The organism is uncultured Paraglaciecola sp. (genome assembly GCF_913058035.1).
Lineage (GTDB): Bacteria > Pseudomonadota > Gammaproteobacteria > Enterobacterales > Alteromonadaceae > Paraglaciecola.
On record NZ_CAJXPA010000036.1, the window covers coordinates 13,877 to 32,650 of the forward strand.

12 protein-coding genes are annotated in these 18,774 nt (G+C 40.6%); 5 read left to right on the forward strand and 7 right to left on the reverse strand.

Going from position 1 to position 18,774, the window contains the following annotated elements:
- Positions 1-19: 19 nt before the first annotated feature.
- The 7 genes from QZ562_RS06835 to nirB all read right to left on the reverse strand — a co-directional run bounded on the left by QZ562_RS06835 (position 20) and on the right by nirB (position 13,332).
- Entirely contained in the window at positions 20-733 is a 714-nt protein-coding gene (locus QZ562_RS06835; RefSeq protein ID WP_293758662.1) for an HAD hydrolase-like protein, read from the reverse strand.
- Between the two features lie 161 nt (positions 734-894).
- Positions 895-4,089, reverse strand: a complete 3,195-nt coding sequence (locus tag QZ562_RS06840; protein WP_293758663.1) for a DUF6701 domain-containing protein — start codon at positions 4,087-4,089, stop codon at positions 895-897.
- Between the two features lie 1,364 nt (positions 4,090-5,453).
- Positions 5,454-6,509: a glycosyl transferase family protein gene (locus QZ562_RS06845; protein WP_293758664.1), complete on the reverse strand. Its 1,056-nt coding sequence runs from the start codon at positions 6,507-6,509 to the stop codon at positions 5,454-5,456.
- A gap of 90 nt (positions 6,510-6,599) precedes the next feature.
- Positions 6,600-7,577, reverse strand: coding sequence for a uroporphyrinogen-III C-methyltransferase (gene cobA, locus QZ562_RS06850; RefSeq protein WP_293758665.1), 978 nt, complete (start codon positions 7,575-7,577; stop codon positions 6,600-6,602).
- Positions 7,574-10,357, reverse strand: a complete 2,784-nt coding sequence (locus QZ562_RS06855; RefSeq protein WP_293758667.1) for a nitrate reductase — start codon at positions 10,355-10,357, stop codon at positions 7,574-7,576. The genes cobA and QZ562_RS06855 overlap by 4 nt, the downstream gene beginning before the upstream one ends.
- A 21-nt stretch (positions 10,358-10,378) precedes the next feature.
- Positions 10,379-10,726, reverse strand: coding sequence for a nitrite reductase small subunit NirD (gene nirD, locus QZ562_RS06860; protein ID WP_293758668.1), 348 nt, complete (start codon positions 10,724-10,726; stop codon positions 10,379-10,381).
- Between the two features lie 11 nt (positions 10,727-10,737).
- Entirely contained in the window at positions 10,738-13,332 is a 2,595-nt protein-coding gene (gene nirB / locus QZ562_RS06865) for a nitrite reductase large subunit NirB (RefSeq protein ID WP_293758669.1), read from the reverse strand.
- A gap of 408 nt (positions 13,333-13,740) precedes the next feature.
- Between nirB and QZ562_RS06870 the strand changes: the two genes are divergently transcribed.
- The 5 genes from QZ562_RS06870 (at position 13,741) to QZ562_RS06890 (ending at position 18,766) form a co-directional block, all read left to right on the forward strand.
- Positions 13,741-14,601, forward strand: coding sequence for a TraB/GumN family protein (locus tag QZ562_RS06870; protein ID WP_293758670.1), 861 nt, complete (start codon positions 13,741-13,743; stop codon positions 14,599-14,601).
- Positions 14,602-14,749: 148 nt separating this feature from the next.
- Positions 14,750-15,970, forward strand: a complete 1,221-nt coding sequence (gene moeA, locus QZ562_RS06875; RefSeq protein WP_293758671.1) for a molybdopterin molybdotransferase MoeA — start codon at positions 14,750-14,752, stop codon at positions 15,968-15,970.
- A gap of 319 nt (positions 15,971-16,289) precedes the next feature.
- Positions 16,290-17,651: an MATE family efflux transporter gene (locus tag QZ562_RS06880; RefSeq protein ID WP_293758672.1), complete on the forward strand. Its 1,362-nt coding sequence runs from the start codon at positions 16,290-16,292 to the stop codon at positions 17,649-17,651.
- Positions 17,652-17,687: 36 nt separating this feature from the next.
- The gene (locus tag QZ562_RS06885) at positions 17,688-18,122 is read left to right on the forward strand and encodes an MOSC domain-containing protein (protein ID WP_293758673.1); all 435 of its coding nucleotides are present in this window, start codon (positions 17,688-17,690) and stop codon (positions 18,120-18,122) included.
- A 104-nt stretch (positions 18,123-18,226) separates the two neighbouring features.
- Positions 18,227-18,766 carry a DUF2780 domain-containing protein gene (locus tag QZ562_RS06890; RefSeq protein ID WP_293758674.1) on the forward strand — a complete coding sequence of 180 codons (540 nt, stop codon included), beginning with the start codon at positions 18,227-18,229 and terminating at the stop codon, positions 18,764-18,766.
- Positions 18,767-18,774 lie beyond the last annotated feature (8 nt).

An 18,774-nucleotide genomic window follows, 5' to 3' on the forward strand; every position in this document is an offset into this window, starting at 1 on the left:
CTGAAACTATACATAAAAGTTAAGAACTTTTAGACTCACGAACTAATAAAGCTGTTAATAATCCGATGCAAAAAAAAGCGTTTAGGTGTGTCGATTTTTCTAAATCACCCACCTTCTCAACTGCCTCGACATAACTATGCTCAGCAGTGAACTCATTCGGAAATGCAACACACGATATGCCAGCACTCACTGCTGATACAACACCAGTTCTTGCATCTTCTATGGCTATAGTGTCAACCGCCAAAATATTGAGTTTTTCTAAACAATATTGATACACATCAGGTTCTGGTTTTGGCTCGTTCACTAAATCGCAATTACTTATAATGTCGAATGTAGATGGGTTTAAACCAGCTGAACTCAATAAAATATCGATGTTGCCTTGACTAGTAGTGGTCGCAAAAACTAATTTTATTTTGTTGAATTTCGCACTGTCTATCACCCACTGCACACCTTCACGTAAGGGAAGTTTTGTATCGGTCATAAAACGATGAAATAAACTTGTTTTTATTTTATGCACTTGGTCAGGCGTAACACTTTTTGGCAAACCACCATGCTTATTGTTGTAATCAGTAATGCGTGATCCACCACCAGCTTGAATAAGCAAACCTCGATATTCTTCTTCACCCCAATGCCACTCAATAGATAATTGCTCAAACGCCGAGTTAAAGGCTTTTCGTTGCAGATATGAGGTGTTTGCTATAGTGCCTAAGCCTCCAAAAATAACTGCTTTCATCTATTCAACCTTACTCAGAGTGGATTACGATTGATGTTACGCAACAAACAACTAATCAGGTCAAAAATAAACAGCAACGAAGTTCAATTATCGAGCTTATCTGTTTCAAACAAACCGAAACATCACTTGGCCAATGATTGTTGCGCAGCAATGGGTAATGCTCAATATCTTTCCAATCGATGGATAATTTTATTAGAGCCAGAATTGTAAATACCAAACGTTGCCCGCCCTTTGGGGTTATCTAAAACACCAGTCCAGTTGTATTGTAACCAGACCGGTACATCCGCGGTAACATCTACTGACCCAGTATTGCCAGATCCTGGTGCTTCAAGCCAAAGGTTAAAGTTACCTAAAAAACCGAGTTCATCTTCTTCCTTATATTGCTTAGCATTAGAGGTCGTTGTAGAACAACTACTCCCCGAAGAAGTGCCATTATCCAAAATACAAGTAGTGCCTGCTGGTAACAATGACAAACTAGCGTCAGTACAATTATCAGCCATATTAGTTTGCCAGCCGTTAGTTGCATTTTGCCAATACTCAGCACGCATAGTCATCGGCAAGTCTAATAACTCTGAACCAAACGCGTTTAACAAACTCACTCGACCGCTACGAATTTCTGTTATGCCCTCAACAGGCGTCGCTTGCATTGAAGTTACTGCATCACCGCCTATCATTTCAGTGGCTCGCAACTGAATGGTATCGGGCTGGTGTCTAATTGGAGTAAAGCTGTAAGACAATTCACTATTTAAGTAAACCCCATTTGTAAAAGCCCCCCCTACGTTCATATCGGCAATGATTGTCGAGGAAAGGCTGCCACCTGAAACGTCGTTTGCATCGGATAATCTGATAACGTTAGAAAAATTACCGCTGTAATTTTGTGTCAACCCTACAACACCTGTTCCACCCACTTTGTACGCAGATACCTGAAATGGGGAAAATGGCTGGCCAGCGTATGTGAAGGTGGAGCAACCTTGGGTTAACGAGGTTTCAAAGTGGCTGGGATAGAACCGACCAACATTTTCACTTTCCATCCCCAATACATTACCTTCACCCAAGTAATCAGCGTCACCCACACTAGGTGTAAGAGAAATAATACCCACTTCATCCCAGGCAAAATTGGTTCCCGTGGCACTACCGTCGATAAAATCACCAAAATTAGTAGAATGAATTAGTGCAGGAAGCATCCCCTCATTTGGTAATACCAATGTAGCGTTAAGTTTACCCGTTTCCGGGATATCTTCATTGCCATAATTGGGTGTGTTATCTCCACTGGATGTTATCGCCGTAATGACCGCACTAAATGCCTCCCCAGCTTTGACAAACTTATTATCACTGGCACTTAACGCTGTGGGGTTAACTAAATATGGTGATGCCGTTTGCCGAATATTCGTTACTGAAAATGATGCGGGTTTGGTGACAAAGTCATTCGAATAGCCAATAAGTGTTGTCAGTAGCGAAGAGGTTATTGATTTGCTGGCGTTAAGGGTTATTCGACCCGCGTCACGGTAATTAAAAGTTAACGCTGCACTACCGTTAACATCAAAATAAAGGTTAACCAACGATCCCGATGGCGCTACGGTTACTGTTGGTTGCACGGTAGCACCGTTGTAAGGTGTTATATCTAAATAATTACCCGTACCACTGGTGCTGCAGGTACTAGGGTTATTACAAGAATAACTTAACGTAACGTCACTAGAATTATTAAGGGCTGCTTGACAAGCACCAGTGCTAGTATTGGTTTCTACCGCTCGCAGATGTAGCATTGGAGAGCTAATGCCTGCAGTTTGGCTTGATATAACAGTTGCAGTTCCTGTCGCTGTATCAGAAAAAATAAAACCTGCACTACTAGCTGAAAATTCACACGATCCCACACCACCCAGTGTACAACTTGAAGCAGCATTTGGTGTAGCCGATGTGGTTGTGGTATCAAAAGTCGTTGTACCTGGTGTCGTCACGCCAACTGACATCGTTGTCGAGCTAGTACCAGAAGCAATCGTGAAACTTGGATCCCCCCCAGGATAAGTCACATTGGAGTTACCAGTGTTGGTCATATTACCGGTAACAATATCCCCAGTATAAAGGGTCGTTTGTGCAGCATCCTCCCATGCTCTAATAGTAAAGGTATTAGCTACACAGGTAACGCCACTGCCAAAACCTACTATTTCCAAATGGTCTGGCACGACTTGAGGGCTTATACAACTGGTAATAGGCCGAGGTAATGAACAAATTAAAGGGACCCCAGTAATACTTCCAACTGTATAACTTCCCGCACAGAAACCTGAGGCAAGCGTAGCGGCTAAAGCTGTCAGTCTCCCATTTGTATACGAATTCACAGCGGTAGTTGTTACCGTTGCCGAAGTAATATTCCCAGCTATAAAAGAGTTTGCAGCCATCGTGACTGTGGAGGTAAGTGATTCTAGGTTTCCACAGATATAAGCGCTATCTGCCATGGTGGTTGTAGTACCTGTTGTTGCATTTCCGCCTACATATGAACCAGTTGCCATCGTTAAAGTGGTACCTGCAATTAGATCCTTCAACACATAAGCATCAGCAGTCAAAGATACCGTAGTACCCGCGTGTAGATTACCTGTGACATAAGCCTTGGCTCCAAGCGCCACTGTTGATACCAATGACGACACATCACCATCTACATATGCTTTAGCCCCGAGAGCCAGAGTGGTACCTGCCGTCAAAGATCCTATAACGTATCCATCGACTCCAACCGCGATGGTCGTTCCAGCAGAAACAGACCCAGTGACATTCGCTTTGACTCCCATAGTCAAAGTAGTGATTGCATTCACAGGCCCGATCACAGAAGCCTTATTTCCGATACTGATGGTTGAACCTGAACTCAAAGAACCATCAATATGAGCGCCTGCAGAGATAGTTGCAGACGTACCTGAGATAACGTTGCCCTTTACTGAGGACTTCACTGCCATGGCCAGTGTACTGCCCACCGATAAATTACCAACCATCTTAGCTTTAGCAGCCAATGCCATAGTTGTTATTGTTTGAAGGTTGCCATTAAACTTAGCGCTATCTGCGAATGCGCCTGTAGATGCTATAACTGTGATGTTGGGGTCGACCGTAACAGTGAACTTAGCTGCAATAGTGATAGCGTCAGCCGCGGTGGTTGGAACTGATGTGCATGTGTAAACTTTACCCGTAATGTTACAACCCGCGACCACACTACCGTCAAAATTAGCGGCAATTGCATGCGCTACTGATGACGTAAACATCAAATACAGGATCACAATTAAGTGCGGTAACATCATTCTAGCCCTACCCAAACAAGAACGCTCAGCGGATTTTATTAAACGTTCAGGGCTTGAAGACGCCAGGTAATATGTAATCATCAATACTTCTCCAACCGATGAGTAACCTTATTAGACCTCGATTTATAAACACCTAGACTGACTGGTACATTTAGGTTTATTACAAAATGCTATTTAAGTTGTAAATAAACCGTAAGCCCACCCCAAAATATAGTCTACTTTGTCAAAGCGTGTTGCTTTTAACCACAAAATGAAATGACCTACAAAACCTGTGACTAGCAACGTTGATATTGCCTAGTTCCATAAGACCTACTTCCTATATTATCTTAGACAACACTTGTACCTGAAAATAACCTTTACCTATAATGTGGACTGACACCAGCGTAAATAGCAGGACAAAAATAGCCAGATTGATCTGTTAATTGATCTGTTAATTATGTGTTACGCCTTATCAATACTTCAATTGTATAGTCATGGTTATACCAAACACTATTAACCATAGACAACCAGTAAACATAAACTCAATCAACGAAGATTGTAATTGTATTGCCCTTAAACATAGTCAATAGAACGCAAATAATCGCGATGAATGACATATAATTTAATGTTTGTTGATTGGGACGTATCAATAGTAAAAACTAATTCTGGTATCGAACTAACGAAGCTTATGAGGGGTTTGTTGAACTGATAAAGCTCAACGTCTTTATATGGGGTAAATCAGTGCCAATGATTTAATTGTTCAGTTATAAACTGATCTGAACCGAAGAATTTCATTATTTCAATTACTGCCATTTTTTATTATTTCCAATCGCCAGCAGGATTTTTTAGATAGTTGAAACTAATGCAAATACTATTTTTTTGTTTAAAATCAAGCGTTGAGTCGAGTAACAAAACTCCCTTAATAACTACTCATAAAATATAAACACCTCAAGCCCAAAATTGCAGTTACTTTGACACAACCAGTGATCGATTTACCGCCCACGTGAATAATTATGTGCACTCATCGATGGGGTTTTAATTAAAAACTTTGTGATTAAGTTAAGCCCTTAAAAGTCAAGCATCAGGATCTTTTACAGCAGTGTGAATTGAGCATTCATTTACCTAATAGGTTAATTTAAGCAAAACAGTGATGGTAAAAAATATTTCTTTTACACATTTATAGGTATAGGCGAGATAAAAATAAATAAGGGCAAATTTACGCTAACAAATATGGCTAAACTAAATGATTAATAATAAAGTACACCAGAGTATATCCAGAGTATATCCAGAGTATTTTACAACAATTATTCATGGCTTCGCATTTCGCCATTTAACAGAAAAATTAAAATTAAACGTAAATATCGATGATTATAAACTGTGCTGAAACGAACTAAACATAAAGTAATAAAGAATGCGTTAATATTCATCGATGTTCATTGATATATATCGATGTCTATCGATATATATCAATGAGCGTAATGCTTGCCACTGGTATCAAAAGGTGTGGTGTCTAGTTCAATATCAGTCAGAATAACAGGCCATTTGATGTCACGCTTTTCCCACATTTGATGTGCTCGTTGATAAGCTTCTGTCCATTCGATATTGTCGATTAGTACTAACATCAAACTTAGCGTACCAACCACAGCATGATTCGCGTAAAGATCATCTACCTGACCTGTCCAAACCTCAATAAGCTGTTTGGGGTCCAGTTCTTGCGGTTTGGTAATAAATGTTTCACAGGTGGCGGTCACTTCGCTACAATCTTGTTGCGCATTGCGACTGACATGTAAGGTCACATCTCGAAGTGGATTAAACTCAACTTCACCGCCCTCACCTCTAAAGCACAATACATTATCATCATTTAATAAGGCGGCGGTTTGGCGATGTTTTTCGTCAACCTTTCGGTGAAAAATACCTTGTAGACTATGTGCCGCATTAGACGGGTTTAACATTCTGGCCAATGTGTTGGCACATGAGCGCAAACCAAACTGCTCGCGCAATTGAATAATATCGTCGAGCTGTGGGTTAATTTGTTTTAAGTCCATATAAGCAAAACCATATCTGTCTAAAGCAATCTTTGCTTGCTCTGGGTTTTGTGACACATCGAAGCCTATTTGCGGCAACACTTCTTTAAGATACAAGCGTTTTGAGTCTGGTTCGTGCGTACCATGCAAAAATATACGTTTACCGCTTTGTGCCAACAGCATGACTGCCAACAAAAACCACGGTAAATGTCTGCGTTTACCCGCGTAACAGCCCATGTCTAAATCTACGGTAAGTTCAGATATTTTAGTTGGGGTGAACATGCGTAGCGCTCGACTAAAGCCAGCTAACTCTGCTGCTGTTTCTTCTCTAACACGCAACAACATCAAAAAAGCGCCTTTTTGTTCAGCTGTCGCTTGACCATTGATTACCATGCTCATAGCCTGTTCTGCTTCTTGCATAGTTAAAGTTCGTCCTGCTCTTTGGCCACGACCAATAATACGAATAAAGTCTTTAAAATATGTTGGGGTGTCTGACATGGCTGAGTAAATTCTTATTGATTGTAGTGAGTAGTTTATCCTGAATAACGGATCTAGATAACCAAAGATGTCATCATCTAATCGTATTAGTTAAGCCTTCTTGCTTACAGCGTTTTGTGACTGCGATAACAAGGATAAACTAACCACATGACGTTTGTTTACCACTTCACCCACTATTGTCACAGCTGGGCCTTGAAAGTTTTGTTCTGTCACTCGTTGTGCAATATTTTTTACCGTGCCGATACATACTTTCTGCTGTGCTGTTGAAGCCTGATCAATCACCGCTACAGGGGTGTTTTCTGGTAACCCGTGAGTTTTGAGGCGCTGCATAATAATATCTATCCGTTTAAGCCCCATATAAAATACTAATGTTTCGCGATTAGTCGAACAAGCCGATACATTGGCTCCAGCCACCAGTGCTTGCCAATTTGGTTCATCTATCAACGATTTTAGTTCGCCTGTGGATGATTTTACTGATTTTAAATGCGCAGTGATAAAACGTACCGATTGCGCACATTCTCTGTGTGTCAGTGGAATACCCGCATAAGCTGATGCGCCTGATGCAGCCGTAATACCCGGTACTATAGCAAAGTCAATTTGGTGCTGCGTTAAGATGTCACATTCTTCTGCTGCTCTGGCAAAAATAGCAGGGTCACCCCCTTTTAAACGCACTATGTTTTTACCAGTTAGTGCAACTTGTACCATTAACTGACAAATATCAGCTTGTTGCATACTGTGGTGTCCACACTTTTTACCCACAAACACCCGTTCAACATGACGCGGGATCATATTGATAATGTCTGGATTAACTAACCAGTCATACATCACCACATCGGCTTGTTGGATCAACCGATGGGCTTTTAAGGTCAGTAACTCTGCATCACCAGGTCCTGCCCCTATCAAATAAACATGGCCTTTTGCTGCTCGCTTATATTTTTGAATCAACTTATTATTGAAATATTCGTTAATCCAACGAGGCCATTGATGGCGAGGATTGTCGTAATGGCCCAATAAAAACTGCTGAAGTCTCGCCAAACCCCATGGTAGTAATGTATTTTCGGTATTCACGATATGGCCTCCAAAGCAATTAATTGGTCTTGTTCGATAAAGAATTTATTTGGCTTATATTGTTTTACCATTTGGCTTAGCTCGGATTTACACGAGCCACAATTAGTTCCACACTGAAGCAAACGACCTAGACTGTCTACTGAGTTACAACCTGCTTTAATAGCATCAATAATGGTGTTTTCACCCACCTTAAAACAGCTACACACCAACTTACCTTGTTTGAATTGCTTATCAGGTTGTTGATTGAGTAAGCCATGAAGCTGTTCAGACGTGACGTTTTTGCTGTTGAGTAAACTATCGATCCAACTGGGATCAACGTCAATATGATTGGGCGTGATTAACAGAATTAACGTCGTCACACCTTGTCGCATAGCGCAGATGCTATTTAAAATTGTACCTGAAGCACCTATCCATTCGTCATAAAGTGGTAACTGCAATTGCAAGTTACGTTTGATAACAGCTAGCGGTTGATCGGTGGCAAAAAACACTAGCTGTCCTTTTTCCACTGGACTAGTAACAAAATAATCAAAATATTCACGCAACCATTCAACCTTTAGATCTTGCTGAATAAATAATTGTCCGTAATGTTGATAAGTGACTTTTTGAAGGTTAACTGCTGCGTGCTTAAGTTCAGGTTGGCCGGATATTTTATCGTTAGCATCAGTATAAAGTGAAGTAATAGAAGCACTGGAAGCATTGCTGGCACTCCAATGAATAGGCGCAAAAACTTCTCCCTGACGTTGATTGTTGTCGATGACTATTGGAAGCATGACTTGATTTTTCTGGCGGTAATGAAGAGTTGTGTTTTGCAAATGCGCTGCGTTATTAAAATGCGCCGCGCTAAGGCTAACTAAATCATTGTTATTCAGCATTAAGCTTTCAGCATCTTTAACATGAATAGCCAAATACGGACGGTTGATGTGAGCAGTTAATTCAGACGATTTGCCGGTACGTGTCATGCTATGCCACTGGTCTCGGACCCGACCACTGTTGAGTATAAACGGAAAGTAACTGTTTGTTAGTTGCTCAGGGGCAACAAATTCGGTAACAACAAACTGCGCTTTGCCAGATTGGGTGTAAAATTTTCCGTCGGTGAATAATCGTTTTGTACCATCAGGAGCCGACTTATTGACTGGCCATTGCACAGGCCTTAAACGGTTATATTGTGTTTCTGTTATGTTACATAAAGCAGATAGGTCTAAGTCTCGGCTACCTTGATTATCTGCCTTTGTTAAGCCTGTATATTCGGCAAATATTTCACTGGGTGAATCGAAGTTAAAACCGCTAGTAAAACCCATAGCTTTGGCTACGTCACACATGATTTTCCAGTCGTGTTTGGCTTCACCTGGGGCGGGTAACAAGCCACGCTGACGCGAAATGCGTCGCTCTGAATTGGTTACAGTGCCATCTTTTTCTGACCATCCAGTAGCGGGTAAAGCAATATGGGCATAATCAAGAGTGTCGTTTTTGGACACACATTCAGACACCACCACCAGCTCACATTTCTTTAATGCTTTGGCAATTTTTTGTCTGTTAGGCATACTCACCATTGGATTTGTCGCCATGATCCAAACTGCTTTGACTTTACCATTATTGATATTTTCAAATAAATCGACAGCTTTAAAGCCGGGTTTATCGGCTATAGTTGGTGACTGCCAATAATTTTGAACTGTTTGACGGTGCTCAGGGTTTTCAATATTCATATGACAAGCCAACATATTGGCTAAACCACCCACTTCACGACCGCCCATAGCATTAGGTTGACCCGTTAACGAAAACGGCCCGCATCCCTCACGGCCAATTTTACCCGTGGCTAAATGACTGTTGATAATACTGTTCGCTTTGTCTGTACCAGAGCTAGATTGATTTACTCCCATACAATAGGCAGTGACCACTTTATCAGTTTGACTAAAAAGTTTGTAGAAGCTGAGTAGCTGTAATTCAGTGACGTCACATTGTTTAGCAACTTTATCAATAGTCCATGGTGCGCAGTTATTTAATACCTTTGCAAAGCCTTGGGTATAGGACGAAATATAACTGATATCCAATGTATCATGGGCGGCCAAATAAGCTAATAAACCGTTAAACAACACTACATCAGTACCAGGTTTAATCGCTAGGTGTATATCGGCTAACTCTGACGTAGCGGTCCTTCGCGGATCGATTGTCACTACTTGCATATCAGGATTAAGTTTTTTAGCTCTTTCGATGCGTTGAAATAATACGGGGTGTGTCCAAGCAGCATTAGAGCCCACCAAGATCAATAATTCGGCTTGCTCTAAGTCTTCATAACAACAAGGTACCGCATCGGCACCAAAAGCACGTTGATAAGCAGCCACAGCAGACGACATACACAGTCGAGAATTAGTATCGATATTGGCACTGCCTATGTAACCTTTCATCAATTTGTTGGCAATATAATAGTCTTCTGTCAAAAGCTGCCCTGATACATAAAACGCAACAGAATCAGGTCCATGCTGAGCAATGATCTGATTCAGTTTACTGGCAGCGTGAGTAATGGCATCATCCCAACTAGCTTTTTTATTATTGATCATCGGGCTCAATAAACGACCTGATATCGTGTTCGTTTCCAAAAGTTTGCTACCCTTTACACACAAACGTCCAAAGTTTGCCGGGTGATCGCTACTGCCTCTTAAGTCTGTTAACTTTTTATCAGCGTTGGCATCAGCTTCAATGGTTACATCGACACCACAACCCACGCCGCAATATGGACAAGTAGTGCTAAACAGTGACGCATTACATTTATTTTCTTTAGGCATAGAACAACTAGAAGACATCAATCAATCAACCAACTGCAACTGCACTTGATCTTTTTCGATACGCACCGGATAAACAACCAACTTAACCGCAGCATCATCTAAACACTGGCCTGACTCTAAGCAATAACGCTGTTTATATAAGGGAGAGATAACCACTTTTGCGTCTTGCACAGAACCCAACAATCCACGATACAACACATTAGCCTTGCCAATAGGATCCCAGTTGCTGACTGCAAAAATGTGTTCAGCACTGACGCTTTTTATTTTAAATAAAGCAATTTGTTGTTTATTTAAAAAAGCGCAAACCCCAGAGTTATCAACCAAGTCACTATCGCTGCATACTGTAATCCAACTATCTTGTGCACTCATAACATTTCTCCTTAAACTATTTCTGTAGCAAATTCAGTAACAACAGCCGCATCTTTTTCTAGATTGTTTTGTAATTGAATAAGGGACTGTTTTTCTATTTCAGTAGCTGGACGAATTTGTTCTCGCTCTTCAACAAATACGATGTTCATATCAGACTCTTCACTGTTAACAAACTGACGAAAGCGTTTACGCGATTGCTCGTTTTCAATTGCGGTTTTCCATTCACACTGATAGGTATCGACCACATGTTGCATTTGTGCTTCAAGCTCTTCGCCTAAGCCCAGAGAGTCTGCAATCACCACTTCTTGTAAATACGCCAAACCGCCTTCTAGATTTTCCATCCATACCGAGGTTCGTTGTAGACGGTCACCCGTTCTAACGTAAAACATCAATACTCGGTCTATATATTTAACTAAGGTTGCGGTGTCTAAATCAGTAGCAAACAAATCACCATGCCGCGGTTTCATGCCACCGTTGCCACAAACATAAAGATTCCAACCGTTTTCAGTGGCTATAATGCCAATGTCTTTGCTTTGCGCTTCGGCGCATTCGCGGGTACAACCTGATACAGCAAATTTTATTTTGTGCGGCGCACGCAGACCTTTGTAGCGATTTTCTAACTCAATAGCTTGACCAACTGAATCTTGCACACCATATCGACACCAATTACTCCCTACACATGACTTCACTGTTCGTAGTGCTTTGGCATAAGCATGGCCTGTCTCAAAACCGGCATCGATCAATGTTTGCCAAATAGCCGGTAATTGCTCCACGCGGGCCCCAAATAAATCGATGCGTTGACCTCCAGTGATCTTGGTATACAATTTATAATCTTTTGCTACCTGACCTAACACAATTAGTTTTTCTGGGGTGATTTCGCCACCAGCAATGCGCGGAATGACAGAGTAAGTCCCATCTTTTTGCATATTACCGAGGTAAGTATCGTTGGTATCTTGCAAACTGACATGATCGGGCTTGAGAACGAAGTCGTTCCAAACTGAGGCTAAAATCGATGCGGTGACAGGCTTACAAATTTCACAGCCTAAACCTTTACCGTGTTTAGCGATTAAGTCATCAAATGTTTTGATGCTACTTACTTTGACTAGATGAAACATTTCTTGACGTGAGTAAGCGAAGTGCTCACAAATATCTTTTTTTACTTCAACGCCGCGTTTGGTTAGTTCGCTATCCACTACTGTTTTTAACAATGCAGTGCATCCACCGCAACCTGTGCTGGCTTTGGTGCATGATTTGATATCAGCTAAGTTGCAACTACCTGTATCAAAAGCGGCAATGATGTCGCCTTTTGATACGTTGTGACACGAACAAATAGTAGCTGTGTTCGGTAATGCATCGACACCAAGCGCAGGCGCTACGTCGGCACCTGCTGGTAAAATCAGGCTTTCTGGATATTCAGGTAATTCAATATTGTTTAATGCGTATTGCAATAATGTATCGTAATCGCTGGTGTCACCAATCAATACTGCACCTAGTAATTTTTTCTGTTGAGCATCCACCACGATCTTTTTGTAAATTTCTAATGGCTGGTTTTCGTAGGTGTAACAAAGTGCTCCATCAGTCTTAGCATGCGCATCACCAATCGAACCAACCTCTACACCCATCAATTTTAATTTGGTACTCATATCAGCACCTTGAAAAATGACATCTCCACCAATAATATGACTAGCTGCGGCTCTGGCCATGGTGTAACCAGGTGAAACTAAACCAAAAATAAAGTTATTCCATAAAGCACATTCACCAATGGCGTAAATATCAGGATCACTGGTTAAACATTGATCGTTAATCACTATGCCACCGCGCTCTCCTATGGCGATATCAAATTCACGGGCCAAGGTATCTTGTGGGCGAATACCCGCCGAGAACAGAATCATGTCGGTTTCTAACACTTCACCATCAGCAAAACACATTTTGTAACGACAAGTTTCACCGGCTTCGATGCTTTGTGTCGCTTTTTGGGTGTGCACCTTTACGCCAAGGGCTTCTATTTTACTGCGTAATACTCGTCCACCGCCAGTATCGACTTGCACAGCCATTAATTGCGGTGCAAATTCGACAACATGAGTTTGAAGTCCTGCTTCTTTTAAAGCGTTAGCTGCTTCTAAACCGAGTAAGCCACCACCCACCACCACACCGACTTTACTGACAGCAGCTGAAGCGCTGATATCTTCAAGATCTTCAATGGTCCGGTAGACCAAACAATGAGGTTGGTCGTTGCCTGTTATAGGTGGTACAAAAGGATAAGAGCCAGTAGATAGCACAAGTTTGTCATATTCAAATATGTCGCCCGCTTCAGTAGTAACTAATTTAGCTGACTTATCGATACTGATAACTTTGGCATCTACTGCAAACTTAATATTATGTTGTTGATAATATTCTGGTGTAGTTAATGCTAATTCTTCAGCCGTCTTTCCAGAAAAATACTCGGATAAATGAACACGGTCATAAGCAAGCCTTGGCTCTGCTGACAGTACCACGACATCTGATTGAATATTATTGTCTGCTTTGGCCGACAAATTGTTTTCTTTTATCAGTTGGTCGACAAAATGATGACCCACCATGCCATTACCTACTACTACTATTCGCATGTTATTCCCGTTGTACACATTATTTAAGTCCGACATGAGTCACCTCTGCATGTTTTTACATTTCTTGTGCGCAAAAAAAAACCCACCACTCCAATTCAGGAATAGGTGGGCTTCTTTGCCAAATCAACTTGAACACGCTTTGTATAAAAATTGATTAATAAATTTTGATAGCTATCGACATTGCTACATACAAATTTGATACAGAAATTATGCCAATTATTAATACTATATAATTCAGTTGGTTAGATTGAAAAATAGGTTGTGAAGTTACACATATTGCTCTTATCTAATGCAATAGCACCAAAATAGCGCATTAAAAAAAGGCTGATGATGTTGCGTTAAGCTATACACCGAAGCTATTCTTGCAGCTGGTTTTATGTATATATACCCTTAGGAAAAAGTCTCAAAATGAATCTGATAAAAGCGTTAACACTCAGCACAACACTATTGCTCGCCCTTGATCTCCAAGCTGCATCAGTGTGGAAAGTGACTAACAACCAGCATAGTCTTTATATTGGAGGCACTATCCATGTCCTTTCTCCTAATGATTACCCTTTAGCAAAGGAGTATGATTTGGCATATCAAGCATCAAATAAATTAATTTTTGAAACCAATATGGATGTAGCAAGTTCACCAGAGTTTGGTCAAAAAATGATGGACCAAATGATGTACAGCGACGGCACAACAATCAATAAAGTATTACAACCCGATACTTATAAAGCGCTCGCGATACATCTATCATCTCGACAAATACCGATGCAAGCATTTGCCTCACATAAGCCGACTTTGCTAGCTATTTCACTTACATTCATAGAGCTAGAGGCCATGGGATATACCAGTGAGGGCGTAGATATGTTTTTTGCTAATATGGCAAAAGTCGAAGGAAAAGAACAAGGTTGGTTAGAAACACCTGACGAACAATTAGCGTTTCTGGCTAAATTAGGCGGCGACGATCCTAATGCTATAATCGAATACACTCTTAAAGATATCAAAAAGATGCCAGAGATGTTTGCTAAGTTACATTCAACTTGGCTGGCAGGTGATATGCAAGGTATGGCGGATGTAGGTATTACACCTTTTCAAGATGAGTATCCGATTATCTACCAAGACTTATTGGTGTCCCGTAACAACAATTGGTTACCTAAGATTGTTGATATGTTAAATGACACACCCATAGAGTTTATTTTGGTCGGTGCATTGCACCTTTCAGGGCCTGATAGTGTTTTGGCAAAGCTCAAGGCTAAGGGTTACAAGATAGAAAAACTATAACTGATAACTGATGAGCACAAATCAAAAGACAGGAATTTATGTCCTGTTTTTTGAAATTCACTCACTCTTTATCGTCTTCTTATCGTCTTCTTATCGTTTTTTTGCGATAATCCTTTTTTGATTTGTAAATACTGACAAAATTAAATCTATGATCGAAACCTGCGATACTCCTGGACTTTTACCGATACAATCCGCAATTTCCAATATGCTTAAACAAATTATTTCAGTTTTAGAGAGTGAGCACATAGAACTGGGTGAATCACTTGGCAGAGTGTTAGCCGAAAATGTGGTTTCACAGATTAATGTGCCGCCAAATGATAATTCAGCCATGGATGGTTATGCTGTTCGCTATGAAGATCTTATTGATAACAATCAACTCAAATTAGTGGGTACCGCTCTAGCTGGCACACCTTTCAAAAATAAAGTGTTGGCTGGCCAATGTATCAGGATCATGACAGGTGCTGTTATACCCCAAGGCACTGATTCTGTAGTGATGCAGGAAAACACAGATATTAAAAGTGACGTGGTTGTTTTTAAACAAATACCTGAATGCGGTAATAGTGTTCGAAGAGCGGGTGAAGATATCCAGCAAGGTAACGTTGTGGTGACCAAAGGTACTAGACTGACCCCAGCTTATCTAGCATTAATTGCTTCGGTCGGTATTGTTGAAGTATCAGTGTTCCGTCATATTAAAGTAGGCTTAATTGCCACGGGTGATGAATTAACGCCTCCTGGTCAACCTCTTAGTGATGGTGCTATCTACGAAAGTAATCGTTATGCAATTAGCGCATTACTCAAAACCTTTCCCGTTGTTCTATTTGATTTTGGTATTGTCAAAGATAACAAAGAAGATTTAAAAGCTGTTTTTGAACAGGCAGGTAATCACTGTGATTTAGTTTTGTCTTGCGGAGGCGTATCGGTGGGTGATGCCGATTACGTAAAAGAAATATTAGACGACTTAGGTTCTATCAGTTTTTGGAAAGTGGCAATTAAACCCGGTAAACCTTTTGCCTTTGGTCAACTAGGTAACGCTTGGTTTTGTGGTCTTCCGGGTAATCCAGTCTCATCTTATGTGACATTTGAACAATTAGTAACACCAGTATTGCAAAAATTAAGTGGGCAAACATATCTTCCTACGCCATATTTTGTTGCCAAAGCAGCTTGTCTTATTAAAAAAAGACCGGGGCGCACAGATTATCAGAGGGGTATATTTTACCGTGACGAACATGGGAAGCTCTGGGTTAAGCCTAATGGAAAACAAGGTTCAGGGATCATGAGCTCTATCGCCCATGCAAATTGCTATATGGTCTTAGAACAAAACGCAGATGACGTCCAGCAGGGCGAAGCGGTTAACATCCAACCGTTTTAAGCAAGCGATATAAGCTAAGTGATACCAGCTCAATTAAAGAATTTTGCACCACAGAGGAAGAAGAGCGCTGACGCTACACGGATAAAAGAAAGGATTAAGAACAATTGTTCAGGGTGAAGCTGTGAACATTCAGTCTTTATAAAAGCACATCAGTGATGAACAAAATTTATTTCACCGCAAAAGATAATAAGTACGACGGATGCAAGACAAATAAATAAAGGATTTTTTTATTCTTTATTTATTTGTCTGTGAACTTATTTTCCTCAGTGGTGAGAAATCTTTTAGTTTAAGTTATCAACAACAATAAGAAGCAAGACTCGTGGCATTTAAGAAAGAATTAAAAACAATTTGTCATCTGGCGTGGCCTTTACTGGTTGCGCAAATCACCCAAACTTTGATGGGGGTGTCGGATACTATTATGGCGGGTCGATATTCAGCTACCGATATGGCAGCTGTAGCAATTGGATTTGGTTTTACCCTACCAATTATAGTGTTTCTTCAAGGGATTACTCTAGCGCTACCGGCTATTATTTCTCGTTTCAATGGCTCAAAACAGATTGATAAAGTCGCTAATTATACTCAGCAGATGGTCTGGCTAGCCTTAGCTTTTTCTATTCTAGCGGTGTTGTTTGGCTTTGTATTTGAACCTATTATGCAATACATACAGATGGAAGAAGACTTACGGCGTATTACAATCGACTATATTCATTATATTTTATATTCGATGCCTGCCTTTGCCTTGTATCAGGTACTCAGAAATTATTGTGAGGGTTTATCCATTACTAAACCTAGCATGCTGATTATGGGTATTGGTTTACTGGTTAACATACCGGCTAATTATGTATTAATTTATGGAAAGTTTGGCCTACCTGAGATGGGTGGAGCAGGTTGTGGTGTAGCAACAGCATTAGTCTTTGTGGCGATGTTTATTGCGACTTGGTTGTATACACTAAAGTCCAAAAAGCTGGCTAGGTATGACTTGTATGCCAAGTTATATCGGCCTCATTATCAAGATATGATGGAATGTATGAAGTTGGGCTTGCCTATCGCTATGACCATATTATTTGAAGTTACATTGTTTGCAGCAGTGGCTATTTTGCTTGCACCTTTTGGAGCAATTGCGGTGGCATCTCATCAAGTAGCGCTAAACTTTTCTGCACTGATGTTTATGATCCCTCTTAGTATAGGCATGGCAACCAGTATTCGTATCGGACATCTTCTTGGCGAACAAAACCCCGAACAGGCAAAAGTTGCAACAAAGTGTGCTTTCTTCTTAGGTATAAGCATTGCTATTTTTACCGCCTGTTTAACTGTCATAGGCCGTGAATTTATCGCTAATTTATACAGTATTGACCCACCTGTGATTAAGTTAGCGTCTGGCCTTTTATTATTGGCCGCTATGTTTCAATTTTCAGACGCTATTCAGGTTATATCAGGGACTGCGCTGCGTGGATACAAAGACACAACCGCCATGTTCTATTTAAGCTTTATATCTTACTGGGTAGTGGGTATGACAATAGGCTGTGTGTTGGGGTTGACCGATTGGATAGTACCCAAAATGGCAGCCGCAGGTTTCTGGATAGGATTTATTTGTGGTTTAAGTACCGCTGCCGTGACGTTAGGATTAAGGCTTAGATATATTCAAAAAACAGTTATACAGCTTGATACGGCTACTACCTAAATTAAAACCTAAACTATGATATAAATAGGAAACCATATGCAATTATTGGAAATCGCATTTCGCCCTAAATCTAGAGCCCCTATGCAAACTAAATCAGAATCGATGATTAGCAAAGTAGCCGGTGTAGAGGGTGACTTTAGAGGTAAACCAGGTAAACGTCAGGTTACAGTGATGAGCATTGAGCAATGGAAACTTGCTTGTGATGCAGTAGATACGATACTTCCATGGACGGTCAGGCGAGCTAATTTATTGGTTGATGGTGTTAATTTTGACCCTAGTATGGTCGGACAACAAATTAAGATTGGTCATTGTATTTTATATGTTACGGGTGAAACAGACCCTTGCCCAAAAATGGATGCGCAACATCAAGGGTTAACACAAGCCCTCACACCTGATTGGCGCGGTGGCGTTTGCTGTCGGGTCATTGCAGATGGAAGAATAAGGGTCGGCGATAAGATGGTTATTATATAACCGAAGTATAAACTTCGTTGTTATTTTTTTAAAATATCTTAACCTGATGATGTAATTAGGTTTATTATTACTACTGTCATTCACATACAAAGTGTAAATTAATCATGAAAGCCTCTTATTTACTTATTGTTGTATCTGCTCTTGTTTTTTCACCACAAATTCACGCCGAAGGTTGGCTCGATTCTCTTAAAAACATATTGGGTATGGAAACAGAAGCAGAAACACCTGCGATGCCAAACATTACTGATATGGTTAGCTCAGTAAGTCAGTCGGTCGGCATCGATAAATCTCAAGCTGAAGGCAGCTTAGCTTCTATTTTTAATTATGCTAAAGAAAACATCTCTGCTGAACAGTTTAGTGGTTTGAGACACTCACTACCTGGTCTCGATTCACTAATGGCTGCAGTGCCAGATATCAGTGAAATGACGTCTGAAGGTGGATTAGCTGGATTGATGGATAAGGCAGCTAACTATAATGATTCGTTAAAAGCAGTGAACGAATTGAAAAAACAGTTTGAAGCATTAGGTTTAAAACCAGAAATGATTATGCAAGTTGTTAATAGTACCAAAACATATTTAGATACGGATGAAGGTCAAAAAATCAAGCAACAACTGGTGCAGGCCTTTGGCCAGTTATCCATATAATAATTATC